At 39.8% G+C, this 17,221-nt stretch carries 19 protein-coding genes and 2 pseudogenes; 8 read left to right on the forward strand and 13 right to left on the reverse strand.

What is annotated here, in order from left to right; translation table 11 throughout:
* Positions 1-34 precede the first annotated feature (34 nt).
* A complete protein-coding gene (locus J663_RS07520) occupies positions 35-976 on the forward strand; it encodes a lipase family alpha/beta hydrolase (RefSeq protein WP_081404679.1) in 942 nt (313 codons plus the stop codon).
* A gap of 52 nt (positions 977-1,028) precedes the next feature.
* Here the strand turns inward: J663_RS07520 and rplS are convergent, their stop codons facing one another.
* The 12 genes from rplS to ispH form a co-directional block, all read right to left on the reverse strand.
* Positions 1,029-1,397, reverse strand: a complete 369-nt coding sequence (rplS, locus tag J663_RS07525; RefSeq protein ID WP_002116654.1) for a 50S ribosomal protein L19 — start codon at positions 1,395-1,397, stop codon at positions 1,029-1,031.
* A gap of 219 nt (positions 1,398-1,616) precedes the next feature.
* Positions 1,617-2,372 (reverse strand): tRNA (guanosine(37)-N1)-methyltransferase TrmD, encoded by a 756-nt coding sequence (gene trmD, locus J663_RS07530; RefSeq protein ID WP_002116964.1) that lies wholly within the window; start codon positions 2,370-2,372, stop codon positions 1,617-1,619.
* Between the two features lie 42 nt (positions 2,373-2,414).
* Positions 2,415-2,963: a ribosome maturation factor RimM gene (gene rimM, locus J663_RS07535; protein ID WP_002116736.1), complete on the reverse strand. Its 549-nt coding sequence runs from the start codon at positions 2,961-2,963 to the stop codon at positions 2,415-2,417.
* Between the two features lie 19 nt (positions 2,964-2,982).
* Positions 2,983-3,234 (reverse strand): 30S ribosomal protein S16, encoded by a 252-nt coding sequence (rpsP, locus tag J663_RS07540; RefSeq protein ID WP_000260334.1) that lies wholly within the window; start codon positions 3,232-3,234, stop codon positions 2,983-2,985.
* 147 nt (positions 3,235-3,381) lie between these two features.
* Complete coding sequence (locus tag J663_RS07545; protein WP_033848863.1) at positions 3,382-3,807, reverse strand: type IV pilin protein; 426 nt, start codon at positions 3,805-3,807, stop codon at positions 3,382-3,384.
* Positions 3,804-4,286: a type IV pilin protein gene (locus tag J663_RS07550; RefSeq protein WP_033848865.1), complete on the reverse strand. Its 483-nt coding sequence runs from the start codon at positions 4,284-4,286 to the stop codon at positions 3,804-3,806. The genes J663_RS07545 and J663_RS07550 overlap by 4 nt, the downstream gene beginning before the upstream one ends.
* Positions 4,287-4,296: 10 nt before the next feature.
* On the reverse strand, positions 4,297-8,151 hold the full coding sequence (locus J663_RS07555) for a PilC/PilY family type IV pilus protein (RefSeq protein ID WP_033848867.1): 3,855 nt from the start codon (positions 8,149-8,151) through the stop codon (positions 4,297-4,299).
* 11 nt (positions 8,152-8,162) lie between these two features.
* On the reverse strand, positions 8,163-8,972 hold the full coding sequence (locus J663_RS07560) for a PilX N-terminal domain-containing pilus assembly protein (RefSeq protein ID WP_033848869.1): 810 nt from the start codon (positions 8,970-8,972) through the stop codon (positions 8,163-8,165).
* Positions 8,969-9,970, reverse strand: coding sequence for a PilW family protein (locus J663_RS07565; RefSeq protein WP_033848872.1), 1,002 nt, complete (start codon positions 9,968-9,970; stop codon positions 8,969-8,971). Before J663_RS07565 ends, J663_RS07560 begins: the two co-directional genes overlap by 4 nt.
* Positions 9,970-10,530, reverse strand: coding sequence for a type IV pilus modification protein PilV (pilV, locus tag J663_RS07570; protein WP_081404668.1), 561 nt, complete (start codon positions 10,528-10,530; stop codon positions 9,970-9,972). The genes J663_RS07565 and pilV overlap by 1 nt, the downstream gene beginning before the upstream one ends.
* Complete coding sequence (locus tag J663_RS07575; protein WP_033848876.1) at positions 10,524-10,997, reverse strand: pilus assembly FimT family protein; 474 nt, start codon at positions 10,995-10,997, stop codon at positions 10,524-10,526. The genes pilV and J663_RS07575 overlap by 7 nt, the downstream gene beginning before the upstream one ends.
* Positions 10,998-11,166: 169 nt before the next feature.
* The gene (gene ispH, locus J663_RS07580) at positions 11,167-12,117 is read right to left on the reverse strand and encodes a 4-hydroxy-3-methylbut-2-enyl diphosphate reductase (protein ID WP_002116992.1); all 951 of its coding nucleotides are present in this window, start codon (positions 12,115-12,117) and stop codon (positions 11,167-11,169) included.
* A 122-nt stretch (positions 12,118-12,239) separates the two neighbouring features.
* Between ispH and gmk the strand changes: the two genes are divergently transcribed.
* The 5 genes and pseudogenes from gmk to J663_RS07600 all read left to right on the forward strand — a co-directional run bounded on the left by gmk (position 12,240) and on the right by J663_RS07600 (position 16,063).
* Entirely contained in the window at positions 12,240-12,869 is a 630-nt protein-coding gene (gmk, locus tag J663_RS07585; protein ID WP_002116973.1) for a guanylate kinase, read from the forward strand.
* A 72-nt stretch (positions 12,870-12,941) separates the two neighbouring features.
* Entirely contained in the window at positions 12,942-13,220 is a 279-nt protein-coding gene (gene rpoZ, locus J663_RS07590) for a DNA-directed RNA polymerase subunit omega (protein ID WP_002116990.1), read from the forward strand.
* A gap of 38 nt (positions 13,221-13,258) precedes the next feature.
* A pseudogene (locus J663_RS19305) lies at positions 13,259-13,414 on the forward strand (hypothetical protein).
* 15 nt (positions 13,415-13,429) lie between these two features.
* Positions 13,430-15,535, forward strand: coding sequence for a RelA/SpoT family protein (locus J663_RS07595; RefSeq protein WP_002116807.1), 2,106 nt, complete (start codon positions 13,430-13,432; stop codon positions 15,533-15,535).
* 144 nt (positions 15,536-15,679) lie between these two features.
* Positions 15,680-16,063: a RidA family protein gene (locus tag J663_RS07600; RefSeq protein ID WP_033848879.1), complete on the forward strand. Its 384-nt coding sequence runs from the start codon at positions 15,680-15,682 to the stop codon at positions 16,061-16,063.
* A gap of 39 nt (positions 16,064-16,102) precedes the next feature.
* On the opposite strand, the pseudogene J663_RS19575 reads toward J663_RS07600, so the two are convergent.
* Positions 16,103-16,180, reverse strand: a pseudogene (locus J663_RS19575) (hypothetical protein); the annotation flags it as partial.
* Between the two features lie 102 nt (positions 16,181-16,282).
* On the opposite strand from J663_RS19575, the gene J663_RS07605 reads away from it, so the two are divergent.
* Both J663_RS07605 and bfr read left to right on the forward strand, forming a co-directional pair.
* Complete coding sequence (locus tag J663_RS07605; RefSeq protein ID WP_000289091.1) at positions 16,283-16,477, forward strand: bacterioferritin-associated ferredoxin; 195 nt, start codon at positions 16,283-16,285, stop codon at positions 16,475-16,477.
* A gap of 243 nt (positions 16,478-16,720) precedes the next feature.
* On the forward strand, positions 16,721-17,185 hold the full coding sequence (gene bfr / locus J663_RS07610) for a heteropolymeric bacterioferritin subunit Bfr (protein WP_033848880.1): 465 nt from the start codon (positions 16,721-16,723) through the stop codon (positions 17,183-17,185).
* Positions 17,186-17,221: the final 36 nt, after the last annotated feature.

The raw sequence follows: 17,221 nt of genomic DNA on the forward strand, positions 1-17,221 counted from the left end.
AATGAAAAGGAAGTTAATGTTTTTTTGCGCTGCAATGCTCTCAGGATTGAGTGTTTCAGCGGCCCATGCCACAAATGCTGAACAAGTTAAAAACTCGTTCGTCTATTCATCTTATGCACAAACCAAATATCCACTGGTTTTTAACCACGGTATGGCAGGGTTTAACCGAGTTGGGACAGATACACTTGGTCTCGATTACTGGTACCAAATCCTTCCGGATCTTGCTCGTAATGGAGGAAATGTCTGGGCCACCAGAGTGTCACCTTTTAACTCAACAGAAGTGCGTGGTGAACAACTTGCCCAGCAAGTAGAAGAGATTATTGCCATTACTGGTAAGCCTAAAGTCAACTTGATCGGTCATAGCCATGGGGGCCCGACAATTCGCTATGTGGCCGGTATCATGCCAGAGAAAGTTGCCTCACTCACCACGATCGGTGCACCTCACAAGGGATCACCAATGGCAGATGTGATCCTGAACGTTGAGGGTACTCCTCTGTCTAGACTGGCAACGTTAGTAAACTGGTTTTCAGCAGCCATTACTTGGGCAGGAGGCCTAGACCCAACAAGCTATCCGCACGACTCTTTAGCAGGTGCTCATAGCTTATCAACTCAAGGTTCAGCTCAATTTAATGCTCAATTCCCTATGGGTGTACCAACTACTTCTTGTGGTGAAGGAACATATCAAGAGAAAGGTATTTATATGTATTCTTTCTCGGGGAATAAAGCGCTGACCAACCCATTAGATCCATTTGATATTGCGCTGACAGGCAGTAGTTTAGTGGTTGATCCATTTGGTGATAATGATGGACTTGTTTCCCGATGCAGTGCCAAATTTGGTAAAACAATTCGTGATGATTACAACTGGAATCATTTAGATGAAGTGAACCAAGTACTTGGTATACGTTCTATTTTCGCTTCCGATCCTGTATCAGTTTATCGTCAACACGCAAACCGTTTGAAACTTCAAGGACTATAGTTTTTAAACAAAAAAATGCGCCAAAAGGCGCATTTTTTTACTCGCTATAAGCTTACGCTTTACGAGCTGGTAATTTTTCACGAATACGTGCAGCTTTACCAGACAAGTCACGAAGGTAGTAAAGTTTAGCACGACGAACGTCACCACGACGTTTCACTTCGATTTTAGCAACAACTGGTGAGTGAGTTTGGAATACACGCTCAACACCAACACCGCTAGAAATTTTACGTACTGTGAACGCAGAGTTCAAACCACGGTTTTTCTTAGCGATTACAACACCTTCAAATGCTTGAAGACGTTCACGATCACCCTCTTTTACTTTTACTTGAACGATGACAGTATCACCAGGAGCAAAAGCAGGGATATCAGATTTTAACTGTGCATTTTCAACAGCTTGAACTAAAGGATGTTTACCACTCATTGTGGGAATCTCCAATATGTGCGGAGTCAGAAGAGGTCTGAATTTCCGCTGGGGATAGAGGCTAAAGCGCATATCAACCCGTTTATCTTTCCCTTTACGACAATATGTCTATAAAGAGCCTTTAAATTTACATAAAACTATTCAATAAATAGAATTATGCTTTAACTCGAAGCATTGCTTCTCGTCTTGTTGCAGAACTTTCGTTCTTGAGAATAACGATTAAGAGTTACCGTTATTCACTTGCGTATCTTTTAGCCATTTTTTTTGCTGCTTAGTCAACTCAACCTTTTCGACCAACTCTGGTCGGCGCTCTAGAGTTCGTTGATATCGCTGCAAAAACCGCCATTTTTCAATGTTGCCATGATGTCCAGATTTTAATACCTCTGGCACATCTAGCCCTTCAAAATGGTCAGGCTTTGTATATTGTGGACAATCTAAAAGACCGTCAACAAAAGAATCTTGTACTGCTGATTGTTCATCTGACATTACATTCGGCAAACGGCGAATAATACTGTCAAGTAACACCATAGCGGGCAGTTCACCACCAGATAAAACATAATCACCAATTGACCATTCTTGATCAACATAATGCTGGATCAAACGTTCATCGACTCCTTCATAACGTCCACACAGTACAATTAAGCCGTCATAATCAACAAACTGCTGTACTGCCTGTTCATTTAAGGTTTTGCCTTGTGGGGACATATACACCACAGGAACATGAACATGTCCTGCTTGTGAGGCAAGCTGTTTGGCATGTGCAATTGCTTTCGCCAAAGGCTCAGCCATCATCACCATACCTGGGCCGCCACCAAATGGACGTTCATCCACTCTTCTGTAGTTTCCCTCAGCAAAATCACGAGGATTAATACAAGTGACTTGTACAATATCTCGCTTTGCCGCACGTCCGCTGATGCCGTAGGCTGTAATCGCTTCAAACATTTCAGGAAAAAGCGTAATGACTGCAAAAAACATCACAGACTCCTCTATTTTCCTGCTGTATTAATCCTAAAAGGATTAATAATCTACGCCCCAATTGACGTAAATACGACCAGCTTCAAGATCAACACGTTGTACTACATCTTTATGCCAAGGAATCATGCGCTCTTCTGAATCAATGCTGTCTGGGGTAGCATGCACCACCATCACATCATTAGCTCCAGTTTCAAACAACTCATGAATTTTCCCTAAGTTTACTTCCTGTTCTTCTTCATCAAGACCTAACACAGTTAAGCCCTTTAAATCTGACCAGTAGTATTCATCTACATCTGCTTTTGGCAGTTGAGACTTAGCAATCCAGATATTAGCGCCAACCAAGCTTTCCGCCCCAGTGCGATCACTCACACCTTTCAACGCAACAACTAGGCCTTTGCCATGTGGTTTCCAACGTTTTACATCTATTGTTTGCCAACCGGCCTTGGTCTCAATGTACCAAGGCAGGTAGTCAAACATGTTGCTCATAGGTTCTGTATTTGAATACACCCAGAGCCACCCATTCAATCCATAAGCTGAACGTAACTGTCCAATCTGAATACGATCTTCGGGAACATTCTGTGTTGATGTCATGGGCTACCTACTACAAAAATTATGCAGTAGCTTTTTTAGCTTGAGCAGCTAAAGAAGCAACACGTTCAGAAGGTTGAGCACCTTGAGAAACCCAGTGAGCAAAACGGTCTGCATCTAAACGAAGTTTTTCTGCTTGACCTTGTGCAGTCGGGTTAAAGAAACCGATACGCTCGATGAAACGACCATCACGTGCATTGCGGCTGTCAGTCACAACGATTTGATAGAATGGACGTTTTTTTGCGCCGCCACGTGCTAAACGAATAACAACCATGATAAAAGCCTTATAATTCTTACGGATTATCCCTGCGCCGACCATCGGCAACACTTCAAACCCCTTTCATAGAGGGCGACATTCTACGTGATTTTCGCCCTGAAAGAAAGATTATTTTTTGAGTTATCCGCAGTTTTGAATTTAAAATTACTGTAGCCAATTTGATGTGGCAGATAACGCACAATCAGTTGCACCTTTTGCCCAAAATTTTTGCCCTTGATCATTAAGACAAATGATCCCATCACCAGCTTGAGAACTAGTAGCAATAGGTGTAGCAGTTAACACCCAGCTTGAATCAGTTATGCTAGCAAAAGCTAAGTTATATAGGGCTTGGCCTTGTTGAGGACTGACACTAGAACCATAAATCGAAGTAATCGTCGCATTCGACGGATAACGATTGTGAACTACTTTTTCTGCTTCTAATGTTTGGGCAATATTCATCATTTCAGATTGAACAGCTGTACGATGCCCTTTGCGTAAATACTGCAAATATGAAGGTGTCGCTATAGCTGCTAAAATTGCAATTATTGCTACTACAATCATGAGTTCTATTAAGGTAAAACCATTCTTCATTGCCAATTCTCACTATTTGTTTCACATACATTGCAAGTGACCGCTCCACCACAGTCATTATCAACAGCCGTAGCTGTTAAACTTTGGCAACGCAAACCTGAATTCTTAGCAATAAAATTAAAGTTTCTTGAATCTGTAGTTGTCGCTTTAATGACCCATGTCTGCCCATTTGCAGCAGTATTCGTTAATAAATTTCCTGTCGTCGTATCATCACTAATTTCAATCGTATAACCACCCCGTGGCAAAGTTACAGATGTCGTAGTAAATCCTCTATAGGTAAAGTTCTTGGATTTATGCCGTTCCAACTGTTCTGCCAATTTTAGAATTTCACCTTTAGCAGCAGAAGCCGTCGCTCTACGGCTATAACTTTGATATGAAGGGATAGCAATCGAAGCAAAAATAGCGACAATCACGATGACAACCATGAGTTCAATCAAGGTAACACCCTGATTAAACCGTTGGATATAGTATTTATTCATAAGTCATCCTTTAGCGATAACGCTCATACCAGCGCGCAGGAACTAAGTGACTTGTACACTGCCACTCGCCCGTTCCACTCTCGTTTCCAGACAGTTGTAATTTCCCACAACTATTAGTCACTGGAGGTTCATCTCTTTTTGGAACAAATGCTATGCCACGAATACCGGAGCCAATAACATTTTTATTACATTCAGAAGCTCCTACTGGGCAATTAGTACCAGTTTGTGTTTTGAATCCACTTCCATTCTCTTTATTTTGATCAATTGACCCATCAGAATTAAGGCAGGCGCCAAATGGTAAACAGAACGTCTGCTGGTCAGTTTCACCTACTACACGGGGTAAACATGGGTCTGCCGCTACAATACCTGTTCCCTGTGGATCATAAACAGGCACAATTAAAGTCCCTGTAATTGCCATAGGCTCTTCAAAAGCTTTAAGACCTCCTTTAATACGGAAACTATTATTAGCTTTCTCGGTACCATCGCTCATACTAGAAAGTGAACGATACCAACCATTTTGTCCCGTCCCCGTATTGGGAAAGAAAATCTGTGCTACTCGTGTTTCTCCAGATCGTAAAATTTGTGGATTTTTTCGAAGCGTCGATCGAGTAATATCTTTCGTTTCAAGCTGGCTATCTGTTAAAGACATTAAATTCTTTTTAATAAAGTCTTTATCGATAATTCCATAAACGTTGTTTACAGGTCTTCCGCTTAATGCGGTGCTCGGTGACATCCCCTCACGACCTGTAAGCGGATAAACATCTAAAGGTGTACTACGGTCACCTGAAGCAATACCGACAGTAATAAAAGTGCGGATTCCATAATCGTGAATTGTCACTGTTGGCGGTTCATAAAAACGCGGCGCATTCCCAGCGGTATAGTCGTTTGAGGCATCATAAGTTGAGTCATTCGTTGCTAAATTGGCTAATCGAACAACTCGAATACCGAAACTGCTATAAGTTGAATTTGTTTTTGTCTGGTTATTATTAAGATCGATACGGAAAATTTGTCCGCCTAAATCGCCAAAATATAAATGGTCGACTAAACCATCAGCATCTCGATCTAAGGTACTAATGCGACTAACAATACTGTGCTTCATATTAGAGTTATCTATATTAGAGCCTGTATCACTAGTCCACCATAAGCGTTCCCCAGTTTTAGCATCAATAATATAAACAGCATTCCCTTTTGCTTTTCCATTCGTAAAGCAAGAGTTGCTCAAAGTAATATTCGGGTTTTCATAACATTGGTCGTAGCCACCACCAACAATCATAACGCGTTTAATCACCCCGTTATAACGTATATTTGCAAGTACAGGTTTAGACCAACTCTGCCCCATGCGACTATAATCAGTTTGATCTGCTCCTACTCTAAAGAGAAGCTTAGGTGAGGCAGGATTTAAGACATTTAAACCATAATAGCTGCTGCCCCCCATTCGCATGCCACCATAAATATTCATTTGCTTTGCAGTTACTTTTGATACTGCTGAGCTACCGCTTCCCGTTGTAGTAATACTATATGCAGGGTCAGATACCCAAGCCCCATCCATACCGTGAGCAGGGGCTGAAGCATCACTTTGGCCAACCACTAAAGCTTTTGATGCAACTGGATCATTTAATATATCGGCAGGAACGAAAGCCATTTGTTCTACACCAGTTGAGGCATCCACAATATGCAGACCACCTTCCATCGTTCCATAGAGAATGGATTGTTCACGCGCAGATGTTAAATTCCCATTTTCATCTAATGTTCCATTATAGGTAAGCTGTACTGGTAAAGAATGAATACTACCGCCCATCGATAAATAGGGTTCATTCGATGTAACTAATGACGAAGGTAAAGTCGTAGCGCTAATATCAGTTGAGTAACCTAGATAATTTAATATTTTTAATTTCAAGCCAATCGGGAAAGCTTTTAAAATATCTTGTCCCGTTGATGCATTAAATTTTCCTAAAACATAACTTGCTGTATTAGCCACACTATCAAAAGGATTAGTTCCTTCTGGGGGAGCAGCTGGAATTTTTAGCAAATTAGTTCCAGAAGTCGATATTTTCGTTAAGCTACCATCCGCCGCAACAGCGGAAACATCAGTAAATAAGTTGCGGATTTTAGTTTGTACTGCGTAATAATATTTTATGATATTTCCATCTTCATCACGTGTTTCATTTTGTCCCACAATTGGTAAAGGAACTTTTGCATATGAACCACCTAAAAAGACATTACCTCCATCATTATAATTAGAGCTATTCCAATAATCTTTCGTACCCGTTCTAAAAGCCCCAGTTGCGTTGTAAACCAACCCACCAGTGTTAGCTTCAAAAGCACCTGCATTGCCCCCTGATAAAACAACATGATATTTCTTTAAATTTCCACGCCATGTTAAGTATGTGTTAGCTGGGTTTGGCTCTAAAGCCCGTAAGTAACCATATTCCTGTAAATTTTTAGGGTTTAGTGCATCATAAGGAACTGAGATAGCGCCAGTGGTTAAGGGTTGTAACGGAACTTTTTCTAAGTTATTAATAAATGCGATAACGCTGTCTGTTACACCTTGCGCACTTTGGGTAGGGAAAAAACCTCCATTACCATAACCAGGTGCAGCGACCGCATTTGTGGCCTGATTCGGTGAACACGCATCATCTCCTTTTCGGTCAGATTGGGTTCTCGAACTTAAACGACAGGCATTTTTTACATCAGAAGAACTTAAACTAGAAAAGTCACTTCCAAAACCGACAAATGCTGTTTGAATAGAAACTCCAGCTGGGTTTTTTGTTTTATCAAATAATCTTTTTGCAAATTCCCCCATACAGGCCCAACCAGAGTCTGCTGTCGTGTTAGACAAACCTCCAGAACAAGTAAAATTTGCTCCCAAAGTGCTGCCTAGGGCTGTCGACATGACAGTTGCAGAACGTGTATTTGTTGTATTGTTCGGCTCCCCATCTGATAAAAAGTAAATGCCCTGCCCATCACAACTCTGGCGATTGGCCACTGCAGGCAAAGGAGATTGGTAAATAGCATTTAAATTAGAGGCATTTCTATCTATAACAATATTGGGATTGCTGGTTGTATCGTTTGATTTTGATTTTGGGATACCACTATCTGCATTTGCTACAGCATAATTAAAAGTGGTGTAGTAATAAGTATAAGAATAGGTCCAATCCGACGAAGTATCATAAACAGTTGCCGTATCCACACCTGGATTAGAAGTTGACCAGTTACTCCAATAGTTATTAGAACGACAAGGTTGCCATAGATTTGTAGTATCGATTTGTGAATCGCGATAATTCGTACAATATGAGTATTCCGTTCTATTATCAGATTTTCGCACACGCCTTATATAGCTATCTTTTCGAATGGCATAATTTGCCTCTGAATAGGTCGTTGTACCCATCAAATAAGCAGCAGCTTCCGCATAAGCATGTGCTGAAGGCGTTGACCCGCCAGCGGTTAAATTTGCAACGGCCTGTTTTAATTTATAACGTTGAGAACCCACTGTATTTAACGTACTCGCATCTCCTAAAGGAGCAGCAGCCACTAGAACTTGCCCACTTCGGCTATCACCATTTGCAGAGAAATTTCCCAACCCCACACGAGTGTCATTTAAAACAGGATTATTACTTGCTAAAAAAGCATTCATACCATTTTTAAGCATAGCCAGACGGTTTTCGCCATAACTATTGTTGGTCATACTTCCTGATGTATCCAACATCATCACAATGGTTTTTTTACCAGCTGTAGGTGAAGCATAAATTTGTAAATCACTCGCCTGCACAACGGAGCTTGTCATTAGCCATGTAAAAGCAACTGAACTCGAACAGATGGCATACCATAAATTATTTGGCTTAAAATTCTTCAATTTTAGTTTCACGATATTCCCCGTTATGAACCTGGTGCCATAATTTGAGTGAGTTTATTGGTATAGTTAAATTCTTGAACTTGAGTACTAAAAGGCACGTTATGATTTGCCAAACACTCCGCCAATGTTTGTTTAGCCGTTAATGCGGTATCAAAATTGTCGCTAATTTTTGCCGAACTCGTGCTTAAGCAATCTCTTTGTAAAGTTTCAATAGAGGTAGATGCATAGGCTGGCAAAAAAGCAGTTGTAATCACTCGAATACGTTGTGTAGACAACATGCTTTTAGGTAGTTGCGTACCTTCCGAGGTGTTTGTTCCTCTTGGTAAATTTGAGCCTGGAATATCGCTAGCAGCATCTGTTGGAACACTTACAGCAACTTGGGTAACCACTGCTTGACGATTACTACCATAGTCACTTGTTAAATCGCAGAACCCCGCCACGCCGCCATCTTCAACGACTGCATTATTAGCGCTTCCTGCTCGAAGTAAACTTGCACCTCTGGTCTGAGCAAAATTTGTTGCTGTAGAAACAGGCTTATAACAAAAGTTGTATTCCGCACCGGGATTACTTTCATGCTCTTTAAGCGCGGCACCAATCACATTAGTAATATTAGTTAGGGTGGTAGGATTCATCTGCACAATGAGTTCTAAAGGAGTGTCAGATGACTGAAAATTTAATTGGCTCACTTGGCTATTGGTAGCAACTTTTAAAGAAACAATAGCCACTCTTATTGCTAAAACGCCTACAGAAATAACAATCAATAAAATAATAAGCACAACAATAAGGGTTGCCCCTTTTTCCTTAGATCTACTCTTATGAATTAAATGGGTCATAGACTTTCCCCCATCGCGTTGCGTAGAGCAATTGTTAAGTTATAAGTGCGGCGTAAGAATCGAGTTGTATTATCAGAAGCATGCACGGTTTGATCTAACATAAAAAAAGATTGCTCAGGATCTATTGCTTTGCTTTGGGCATTATTAGTAGAGCGCGCTAATACAGATATTTGTATTGAAAGAATTCGTGGCGGCATCACAGATGGTGTGGCATCTCGGGCAGCCTGTGCAGCAGCGCGATATTGGGGAATGGTATAATAAGCAAAATTGCCAGCCGCATTTTTTGCACCAAACAGCACATGGAAATGGTCAATACGCGGCAATACAATTTGACCAGCGTCGCCTAACCCAGCAACAGTGGTCGGTTGAGCTGTGGCTACAGCAGAGGGAGTATTTGCATCACATGCAAGTGCATAGTCTTGCTGGGAACTACCATTGCTATCCAGACGTAAAAAATAACGCTCTACAATTAAATCACCTGCAAGTACATTTACACCTTCACAATTGGTCATATTCGTAGGTGCAATAAATTGGATAGTCAGCTGATCACTTTGCACAGCAGCATCTGAACTGTTCTGTATATTTGAAAGACCTTTCCAGTGATTACTCACAGTACTCACCGTATCCCCTGCACCACGACTAAGTAATGTGTCAGCAATATAGATATTTGTTCCAACGTTAGGAACAAAATTAACATTGTTACTATTGGTTGCAGTTGAGCCAGTTAATACAACACCGCCCCAAGGGGTCGTATCAGTTAATATTGGGTTGGTTACATTTCCATAATTTAGAAGCCTTATATCACGGGCAATATATTCCAAACCAAAAATACCGCTATCTTGTATTTCAGCATTTGCTTTTTGTAGACGGCTTGATAGAAGTCCACCAATAAATAATTGAGTCGCCGCGGCTACCAAAATTAGACCTAAAGCCAATGCAACCATCAGCTCAATTAATGTAAAGCCTCGCTGCTTCCATGATACAAATGAGTGAGCCATTAATATGCCTCCATCATTAAACAGTTCGAATTATTGACATAAACGCCATTTGTACTCATACAGCTCGACACATCCGCGCTCGTGACTCCCTCATTTGTTGTAATTACTGGAGCGGTTTTTCCCCAAAAAACAAAAAGACATTGCCTCTGCTGGGCCATCGTGTTTGTAACCCCTGGGCAATTTGACATTGTGATTTTCATGCCAAGTTGATCAGCATTTCTTGCTGCTTGATATGCATCAAATTGCGCAAGCTGAGAAGGTGTACAAGCTGCATTGAAACACAACGTAGGAGCTGCGGTGGTAGATGAATAATTGCTATAACTACGGACAAATGCGGGATACTGACTAGCTTGAGAACTATTTACGCGAATGTTTTCTGCTAATCCTCTCATGATCATAATCGCTTGAGATTTACTTAATGCCTCTGAAGAAGCATCCATAGCCCGAACTTGCAAGGCAACATATCCTAAAACCCCTATCGCAATTAAAATTAAGGCAACCAACACTTCTAATAAACCCACCCCAACTTGAGCTTTTCGTTTAGAGCCCTGCATTAACATGTCTCCTCAGCTTTAAAAATTAATGTGCCAAGCTTTGTTAAAATAAGAATTTTCTTTTTATTTATTTTTGAATTACAAATAGATAAAAGTGTATCTTGGGTGATATTGGTTATCACCCCATTCGCATTAAAAGTTAAAGTCGTCGCTGTTAATGAACTCTGCGCACCATCAGCAGCGATATTTTTAAGTTCAAGACTGTTATTGGAATCAGCTTTCCAATTCAAGGAAGTGGGAGTATTTAAAGCTGTTGAATTCAGATTAATAGAAACGTCTTGTCGACCAAGTATGGCTTGGCTCTTTGCTTCCGATAAAGTATTGATTAGATCTCGTTGGTTTCCATCTAGTCGTTTGCTTTCTAATAAATTCGACATAGATGGTGCAGCCATCATCGCGATAATAGCCATGACCGCAATCGTCACCATAAGCTCAACCAAGGTGAACCCGTCTTGCGGAATAATTCCCCTCATCCCCACACCCCAAATAAACTTTAAAATTTTTTATTTATTAATTAAATTTTACGTCTTATGTTTACAAAACAAATACAAAGCAGATAAAGGGTATAAAAAAACAGATAACTGTCATATCAACAATTATCTGTTTAAATTTATAAAATCAGTATGTTAAATACATCACACTTTACGCTTGAGTCACATGAATGCGTAATTCTTTAGGAAGACTAAAGGTTATATTCTCTTCACGCCCATCTAATTCTTTCGGTGCTTGAGCACCCCAATCTTGTAAACGTTGAATCACTTGTTTAATCAAGATTTCTGGTGCAGAGGCGCCAGCAGTAACACCAATTTTACATGTCTCATTGAACCATGACTGCTCTAACTGATCAGCATTATCTACAAGGTAAGCGGCTTTACCCATACGCTCTGCAAGCTCACGTAATCGATTTGAGTTTGATGAGTTAGGTGAACCTACAACCAATACGACATCACACTTCTCAGCTAAATCACGTACAGCATCTTGTCTGTTTTGAGTAGCGTAGCAAATGTCATCTTTACGTGGACCCTGAATATGCGGAAATTTAGCACGCAAAGCATCAATAACTTTAGCTGTATCATCAATAGAAAGCGTTGTTTGTGTTACGAAAGCAAGTTTTTCAGGATGTCGTACGGTAAGTGCAGCGACATCTTCTTCATCTTCAACCAGATAAATATCACCGCCTTTTAATTTGTCATATTGCCCCATTGTGCCTTCGACTTCTGGGTGCCCTTCATGACCAATTAAAATAGCTTCAGTACCTTCACGCGCATATTTAGTCACTTCAATATGAACTTTAGTCACTAAAGGACAAGTCGCATCGAAAACTTTTAAGCCTCTGCGTTCAGCTTCTTGTTGAACTGCTTTTGAAACACCGTGCGCACTAAAAATTACAATTGAATCATCTGGAACCTGATCTAGTTCATCAACAAAAACGGCCCCTCTTTGACGCAAGTCATCTACCACAAATTTATTGTGTACAACTTCATGACGTACATAAATAGGAGGATTGAAACATTCTAAAGCCCGATTGACGATTGCTATGGCTCGATCAACACCGGCACAAAAACCACGCGGATTAGCTAACACAATTTCCATAACAGCCTCAAAATTAATAAAACAGGGGAATTTCTCTTGAATATTTGCAATTAAAACTATTCAGTTTAAACGCACGGTACACTACAATAGCGAAGATATTTTATCATATCAGGAAAAATATCATGTCGGGTCTATTGTTTGTCGTTTCTGCTGCATCAGGAACGGGCAAAACATCTTTGGTAAAAGCCCTGCTTGACCGTGTGAGCAATTTACATGTTTCAGTCTCGCATACAACCCGAGGTCAACGTCCCGGTGAGTTAGATGGTGTTCACTATCACTTCACTACAAAAGATGAATTTCTAGACCAAGTCAACCATGATGGCTTTATCGAATACGCTGAAGTATTTGGTAACTACTATGGCACTTCTCAAGCTACGGTAAAACAACAGTTAGCTCAAGGACACGATGTCTTACTTGAAATTGATTGGCAAGGTGCAGAACAAGTCCGCAAGCTTTTCCCTGAATCCAAGCAAATATTTATTTTACCTCCAACTCAATTTGATCTACGTCAGCGTTTATCTAATCGCGGCACTGACTCAGTTGAAGTCATTGAGCATCGTTTAAGCTGTGCAGTAGAAGATATGCAGCACTACACGAACTTTGATTACATCATTATTAATGATGATTTTAATAAAGCCTTACATGAGCTTGAAGCTGTGATTACAGCGAACCGTTTGGTGCTATCTCAGCAAGCAAAACGTCATCAAACTTTAATTCAGGACTTGATTACTCCTCAACCAAAACAGGAATAACTTGAGTCTAGATCGAAAGCCTTTTATACTATTTAGTCTGTTCAAATTCACCATTCCAAAACGAGAACTTTTATGGCACGCGTCACCGTTGAAGATTGTTTAGATCATGTAGACAACCGTTTTGAGCTTGTGCTCGTTGCAAGTAAACGTGCTCGTCAATTGGCACGTCAAGGCATGGAGCCAACTGTAGAATGGGATAACGACAAACCGACTGTAGTTTCTTTGCGCGAAATCGCGGCTGGGCACGTTACGAAAGAAATTCTTAAACAACGTGAGCAAGATTACCAAACTTCTAGTCTTGATCTTGCCCTTTCTACAAACAGCTTGAATTTAGAAGGTTTTTCTTTCTAATTCACCCTGTTTCATAAAAAAACCATCGTTTTTCTGCGATGGTTTTTTATTTGGCTTTGTCCCATATTTAAACATATTGAGAAAAGCAATTATTTTCATTGAAAAAAAAATACACTTTTTCAAATGAAAAAATTGACAAGTTCCGCAATATGCTTTTCATTAAGAAGCAGATAGATTTAGTTTTTCAGCAATAGGAAAAAGGGTGATTTATGCCAGGCGAAGAGGTCAGCCAAGCCAAGCAACAGCTCAAATTAATTATCGACCCTTACTTATCGGTAAGCGAAGTCGAAAAAGTGCTTGCTGCCTGCGATTTTGCCGATCTAGCGCACACTGGCATTACGCGTAAAAGTGGCGAACCCTATATTCTGCATCCGATTGCTGTAAGCTGTATTCTTGCAAACATGCGTTTAGATGCTGAAACTTTAATGGCAGCACTTTTGCATGATGTTATTGAAGATACTCAATATACAAAAGAAGATATTATTGAGAAGTTTGGCCTAACCGTTGCAGAGCTAGTAGATGGTGTAACCAAACTTAGCCAATCAAGCGATAAAGAATATAATAAGGCAGCTTCATTCCGAAAAATTCTGCAAGCGACCTTACAAGATCCGCGTGTCATCATTATTAAATTAGCAGATCGCTATCATAATATGACAACTCTAGGTGCTTTACGCCCAGATAAACGAGCCCGTATCGCTCAAGAAACTTTTGATATATTTGTACCGATGGCAAGATTAGTCGGCATGAATGAAATGGGCGATAATCTAGAGAATCTTTGCTATCAAAACCTTGACCTTGATATGTTTGATAACGTTCAGAATGCTCTGCTACAGACAAAGCCAGAACGCTGTAAATATCAAAGTATTTGGGAACAAAACCTCGCTGAACTTCTGCATAATTATCATATTCAAGGCCGTATTAAAAAGAAAAATAACAATATCGAATTATTACGCCATTTCGTTAAAAACGAGATGGATCTCCAAGAGCTTACTCATAGTCATGCTTTTGAAATTGTTCTACAAAGCATTGCCGACTGTGACCGCTTAGAAGAAGCATTAAGAGAAAATTTTCAGGTTATCCAGTACCAAGACCATATTCGTCGCCCACTACCTGGCGGTAATCAGTCTTTACTGATAAAGCTTAAAGGCGAAAAAACAACACTATCTCTTACCATTCAAACCGAGCTCATGCGTAAAGCTGCCCGTTTTGGGGTAGTGTTAGGTGAAAATGCGCCGCAAACTTGCCGCTCTGCCATTCAGGCTTCAATGCAGAACTTAAATACATTGATTGACGGTGAATGTGCTAAAACAACTTTTAATGATTTACTTGATTATCTACATCAAGAAAAAATCTGGGTATATACACCACACGGTCAACTGCATGAGCTACCGCAAGGCGCTACTGTAGTTGATTTTGCTTATTCAGCAAGCTTATTTTTAGGTAACCATGCGGTTGGTGCAAAAGTCGATGGAGAGATTAAACCACTCTCTACTCCATTAGTTAGCGGTCAGGTTATCGAGATTATTACGGATGTTTTGGCAACACCAAACCCAGACTGGCTAAGCTTTATTAATACGCAAAAAGCGCGTCGTGCATTACAGCATGTGCTTAAAGATCAAGATATCGAAGAACAACGTCTAGTTGGTGCACAAGCCCTTTCTCGTGCACTGAAACTTTTTAACCGTTCAATCAATGATCTTTCTGAAGCTGACTGGCTAGATCTATTGCAATGGCGCCATATCGATAATAAAAATACATTGTTTGAACAAATTGCGGTTGGCGATTTACTACCTCAACTTGTAGCAAACCACCTGTTTGCTCATGATAAACATCCGCAAGTGGAAAACTCAGATCGACTTATTCAAAGTACTGAAGGAGTTGACGTTAAATATGCACATTGTTGCAATCCAATTTTAGGCGATCCAATCCAAGGACATTTAACGCGTCGCGGGTTAATTGTGCATCGTATTCGCTGTCATAACTTACTACATGAACAACATCTACACCCTGAAAATATCATGCCACTTCAATGGAAAGCAGATGATGTAGATGATGTCCGTTTTACAGCCTACCTTGCTATTTATATGGCGATGAATGATGAACAAGTATCAGATCTGATTTATCAATGCCGTAAAAACAATGCTGGTGTAGAGATGGTTCACTCAAATGAGCAAAGAACTTTTGTGAATATTGTAGTGAATAACCGTAAACATATTGCAAAAGTCATTCGTGATTTACGCATGCACTATGGTTTCCCCCGAATTGAACGTTTAGACGCTCCTGCTCCGCAAATGGAAATTTCAAAAGTAAGCTAAATTTCTATAGAGACAATTCACTAGATTTGTGTTTCCTTAACAAAATCAAACTTTCCAAATTCACTTAATCAATTAAATCGATGATACTTTTGTCAAAAGCTATCATCGATTATGATGGAAAGAGATTTAATCAAGGAGAACCCAATGTCCCGCCAAGTCATTCATACTGAAAATGCCCCTGCTGCTATCGGCACATACTCTCAAGCTATTTTAGTAGATAATACGGTATATCTTTCAGGGCAAATTGGTTTAGACCCATACAGTATGGAACTTGTAGAAGGTATCGAAGCTCAAATTCGCCGTGTATTTGATAATTTAAAAGCAGTTTGTGAAGCTGCTGGTGGTTCACTTGCAGATATTGCTAAGCTCAATATTTTTTTAACTGATCTATCAAATTTCCAACTCGTAAACCAAATTATGGGTGAATATTTTGCTCAGCCCTACCCTGCACGTGCAGCTCTTGGTGTAGCAAGCTTGCCAAAAGGCGCATTAGTAGAAATGGATGGAATTGTAATTATTAATCAATAAGATATAAAAATTAAAATATCTAAATTTCACTATTTAGTTTTTTAAAACACGAACCACCTTTGCATAAAAATCTAAATTCTTCTTGGATTTCCACTTAGGTGGTCTTTTTTTATTCAAAATCCCAATAATGATAAATGAGATTTTAAATGAATTTCATTGACAAACGATAATAATTATCAATAATATCAATTATCGCATTTATATTTGGGGATCACTCCCATGTACGTTTGCTTGTGTCGTGGCATTACCGATCAGGATATTAAAGACGCTATTGAAAATGGCGCTGAAAGCTATCGTGAAATTCGCGACTTGCTTGATCTTGGTACGTGCTGTGGACGCTGTGCACCAGAAGCTCGCGCTATCATTAGCGAAGAATTAGCAGAAATCGCTGCTCGCATTTCTGTAGCTGCATAATAAAAATTAATATTTAACAAAATTTATTGACTCCTCCACCGCTTTTTGCGGAACCTTTATAGTTCCTCATTCAAGCGGTTTTTTTTGACATAAAAACATCCTTTCTAATACTGTGTTGTTTTTGATTGCGATTTTCATTTGCTGTTCCATAAATTACTCGCCATCTCCGTGATTGTTCACTAAAATGGATTTATAGATTGCCTTAATTAAGTTTGAGGCAGAAATTGTTTTGGAGTAGCTACAATGAAAGGCAATCGTGATGTCATTAATCAGCTCAATCAAGTGCTGTATCATCATTTAACTGCAATTAATCAATACTTTTTACATTCGCGTATGTTTAATAACTGGGGAATTGAGCAGCTTGGCTCTGCGGAATATAAAGAATCAATTCGTCAAATGAAACATGCCGATAAAATCATTGAACGTATTTTATTTTTAGAAGGACTACCTAACCTTCAACATTTAGGTAAGCTTTATATTGGTCAACACACAGAAGAAGTTCTGCACTGTGACATTCGTAAAGTAAAAGAAAATATAGAAGCAATTCAAAAAGCGGTTGCTTTAGCTGAAACAGAGCAAGATTATGTCACCCGTGACCTTGTTCAAGAAATTTTAGAAAAAGAAGAAGAATACTGGGACTGGCTAGATACTCAAATTGATCTTATTGGCAGCGTAGGTATTGAAAATTATATCCAGAGCCAAATGTAATTTCTCATAAAAAAATCCCCTTATACTTAAGGGGAT

Origin of the sequence: Acinetobacter sp. 826659, assembly GCF_000588515.1 — a bacterium.
In the GTDB taxonomy this organism is placed as follows: Bacteria; Pseudomonadota; Gammaproteobacteria; order Pseudomonadales; family Moraxellaceae; genus Acinetobacter; species Acinetobacter pittii.

Excerpts from the sequence above, each read along its gene's own strand:
- trmD (WP_002116964.1), bottom strand. The coding sequence starts at position 2,372 with ATGTTTTTTGCAGTCATTACGCTTTTTCCTGAAATGTTTGAAGCGATT.
- rplS (WP_002116654.1), bottom strand. The coding sequence starts at position 1,397 with ATGAGTGGTAAACATCCTTTAGTTCAAGCTGTTGAAAATGCACAGTTA.
- J663_RS07575 (WP_033848876.1), bottom strand. The coding sequence starts at position 10,997 with ATGAGGGGAATTATTCCGCAAGACGGGTTCACCTTGGTTGAGCTTATG.
- bfr (WP_033848880.1), top strand. The coding sequence starts at position 16,721 with ATGAAAGGCAATCGTGATGTCATTAATCAGCTCAATCAAGTGCTGTAT.
- rpoZ (WP_002116990.1), top strand. The coding sequence starts at position 12,942 with ATGGCACGCGTCACCGTTGAAGATTGTTTAGATCATGTAGACAACCGT.
- rpsP (WP_000260334.1), bottom strand. The coding sequence starts at position 3,234 with ATGGTTGTTATTCGTTTAGCACGTGGCGGCGCAAAAAAACGTCCATTC.
- gmk (WP_002116973.1), top strand. The coding sequence starts at position 12,240 with ATGTCGGGTCTATTGTTTGTCGTTTCTGCTGCATCAGGAACGGGCAAA.
- J663_RS07595 (WP_002116807.1), top strand. The coding sequence starts at position 13,430 with ATGCCAGGCGAAGAGGTCAGCCAAGCCAAGCAACAGCTCAAATTAATT.
- J663_RS07520 (WP_081404679.1), top strand. The coding sequence starts at position 35 with ATGCTCTCAGGATTGAGTGTTTCAGCGGCCCATGCCACAAATGCTGAA.
- J663_RS07600 (WP_033848879.1), top strand. The coding sequence starts at position 15,680 with ATGTCCCGCCAAGTCATTCATACTGAAAATGCCCCTGCTGCTATCGGC.
- J663_RS07545 (WP_033848863.1), bottom strand. The coding sequence starts at position 3,807 with ATGAAGAATGGTTTTACCTTAATAGAACTCATGATTGTAGTAGCAATA.
- ispH (WP_002116992.1), bottom strand. The coding sequence starts at position 12,117 with ATGGAAATTGTGTTAGCTAATCCGCGTGGTTTTTGTGCCGGTGTTGAT.
- J663_RS07550 (WP_033848865.1), bottom strand. The coding sequence starts at position 4,286 with ATGAATAAATACTATATCCAACGGTTTAATCAGGGTGTTACCTTGATT.
- rimM (WP_002116736.1), bottom strand. The coding sequence starts at position 2,963 with ATGACATCAACACAGAATGTTCCCGAAGATCGTATTCAGATTGGACAG.
- J663_RS07565 (WP_033848872.1), bottom strand. The coding sequence starts at position 9,970 with ATGGCTCACTCATTTGTATCATGGAAGCAGCGAGGCTTTACATTAATT.
- J663_RS07605 (WP_000289091.1), top strand. The coding sequence starts at position 16,283 with ATGTACGTTTGCTTGTGTCGTGGCATTACCGATCAGGATATTAAAGAC.
- J663_RS07560 (WP_033848869.1), bottom strand. The coding sequence starts at position 8,972 with ATGACCCATTTAATTCATAAGAGTAGATCTAAGGAAAAAGGGGCAACC.
- pilV (WP_081404668.1), bottom strand. The coding sequence starts at position 10,530 with ATGTTAATGCAGGGCTCTAAACGAAAAGCTCAAGTTGGGGTGGGTTTA.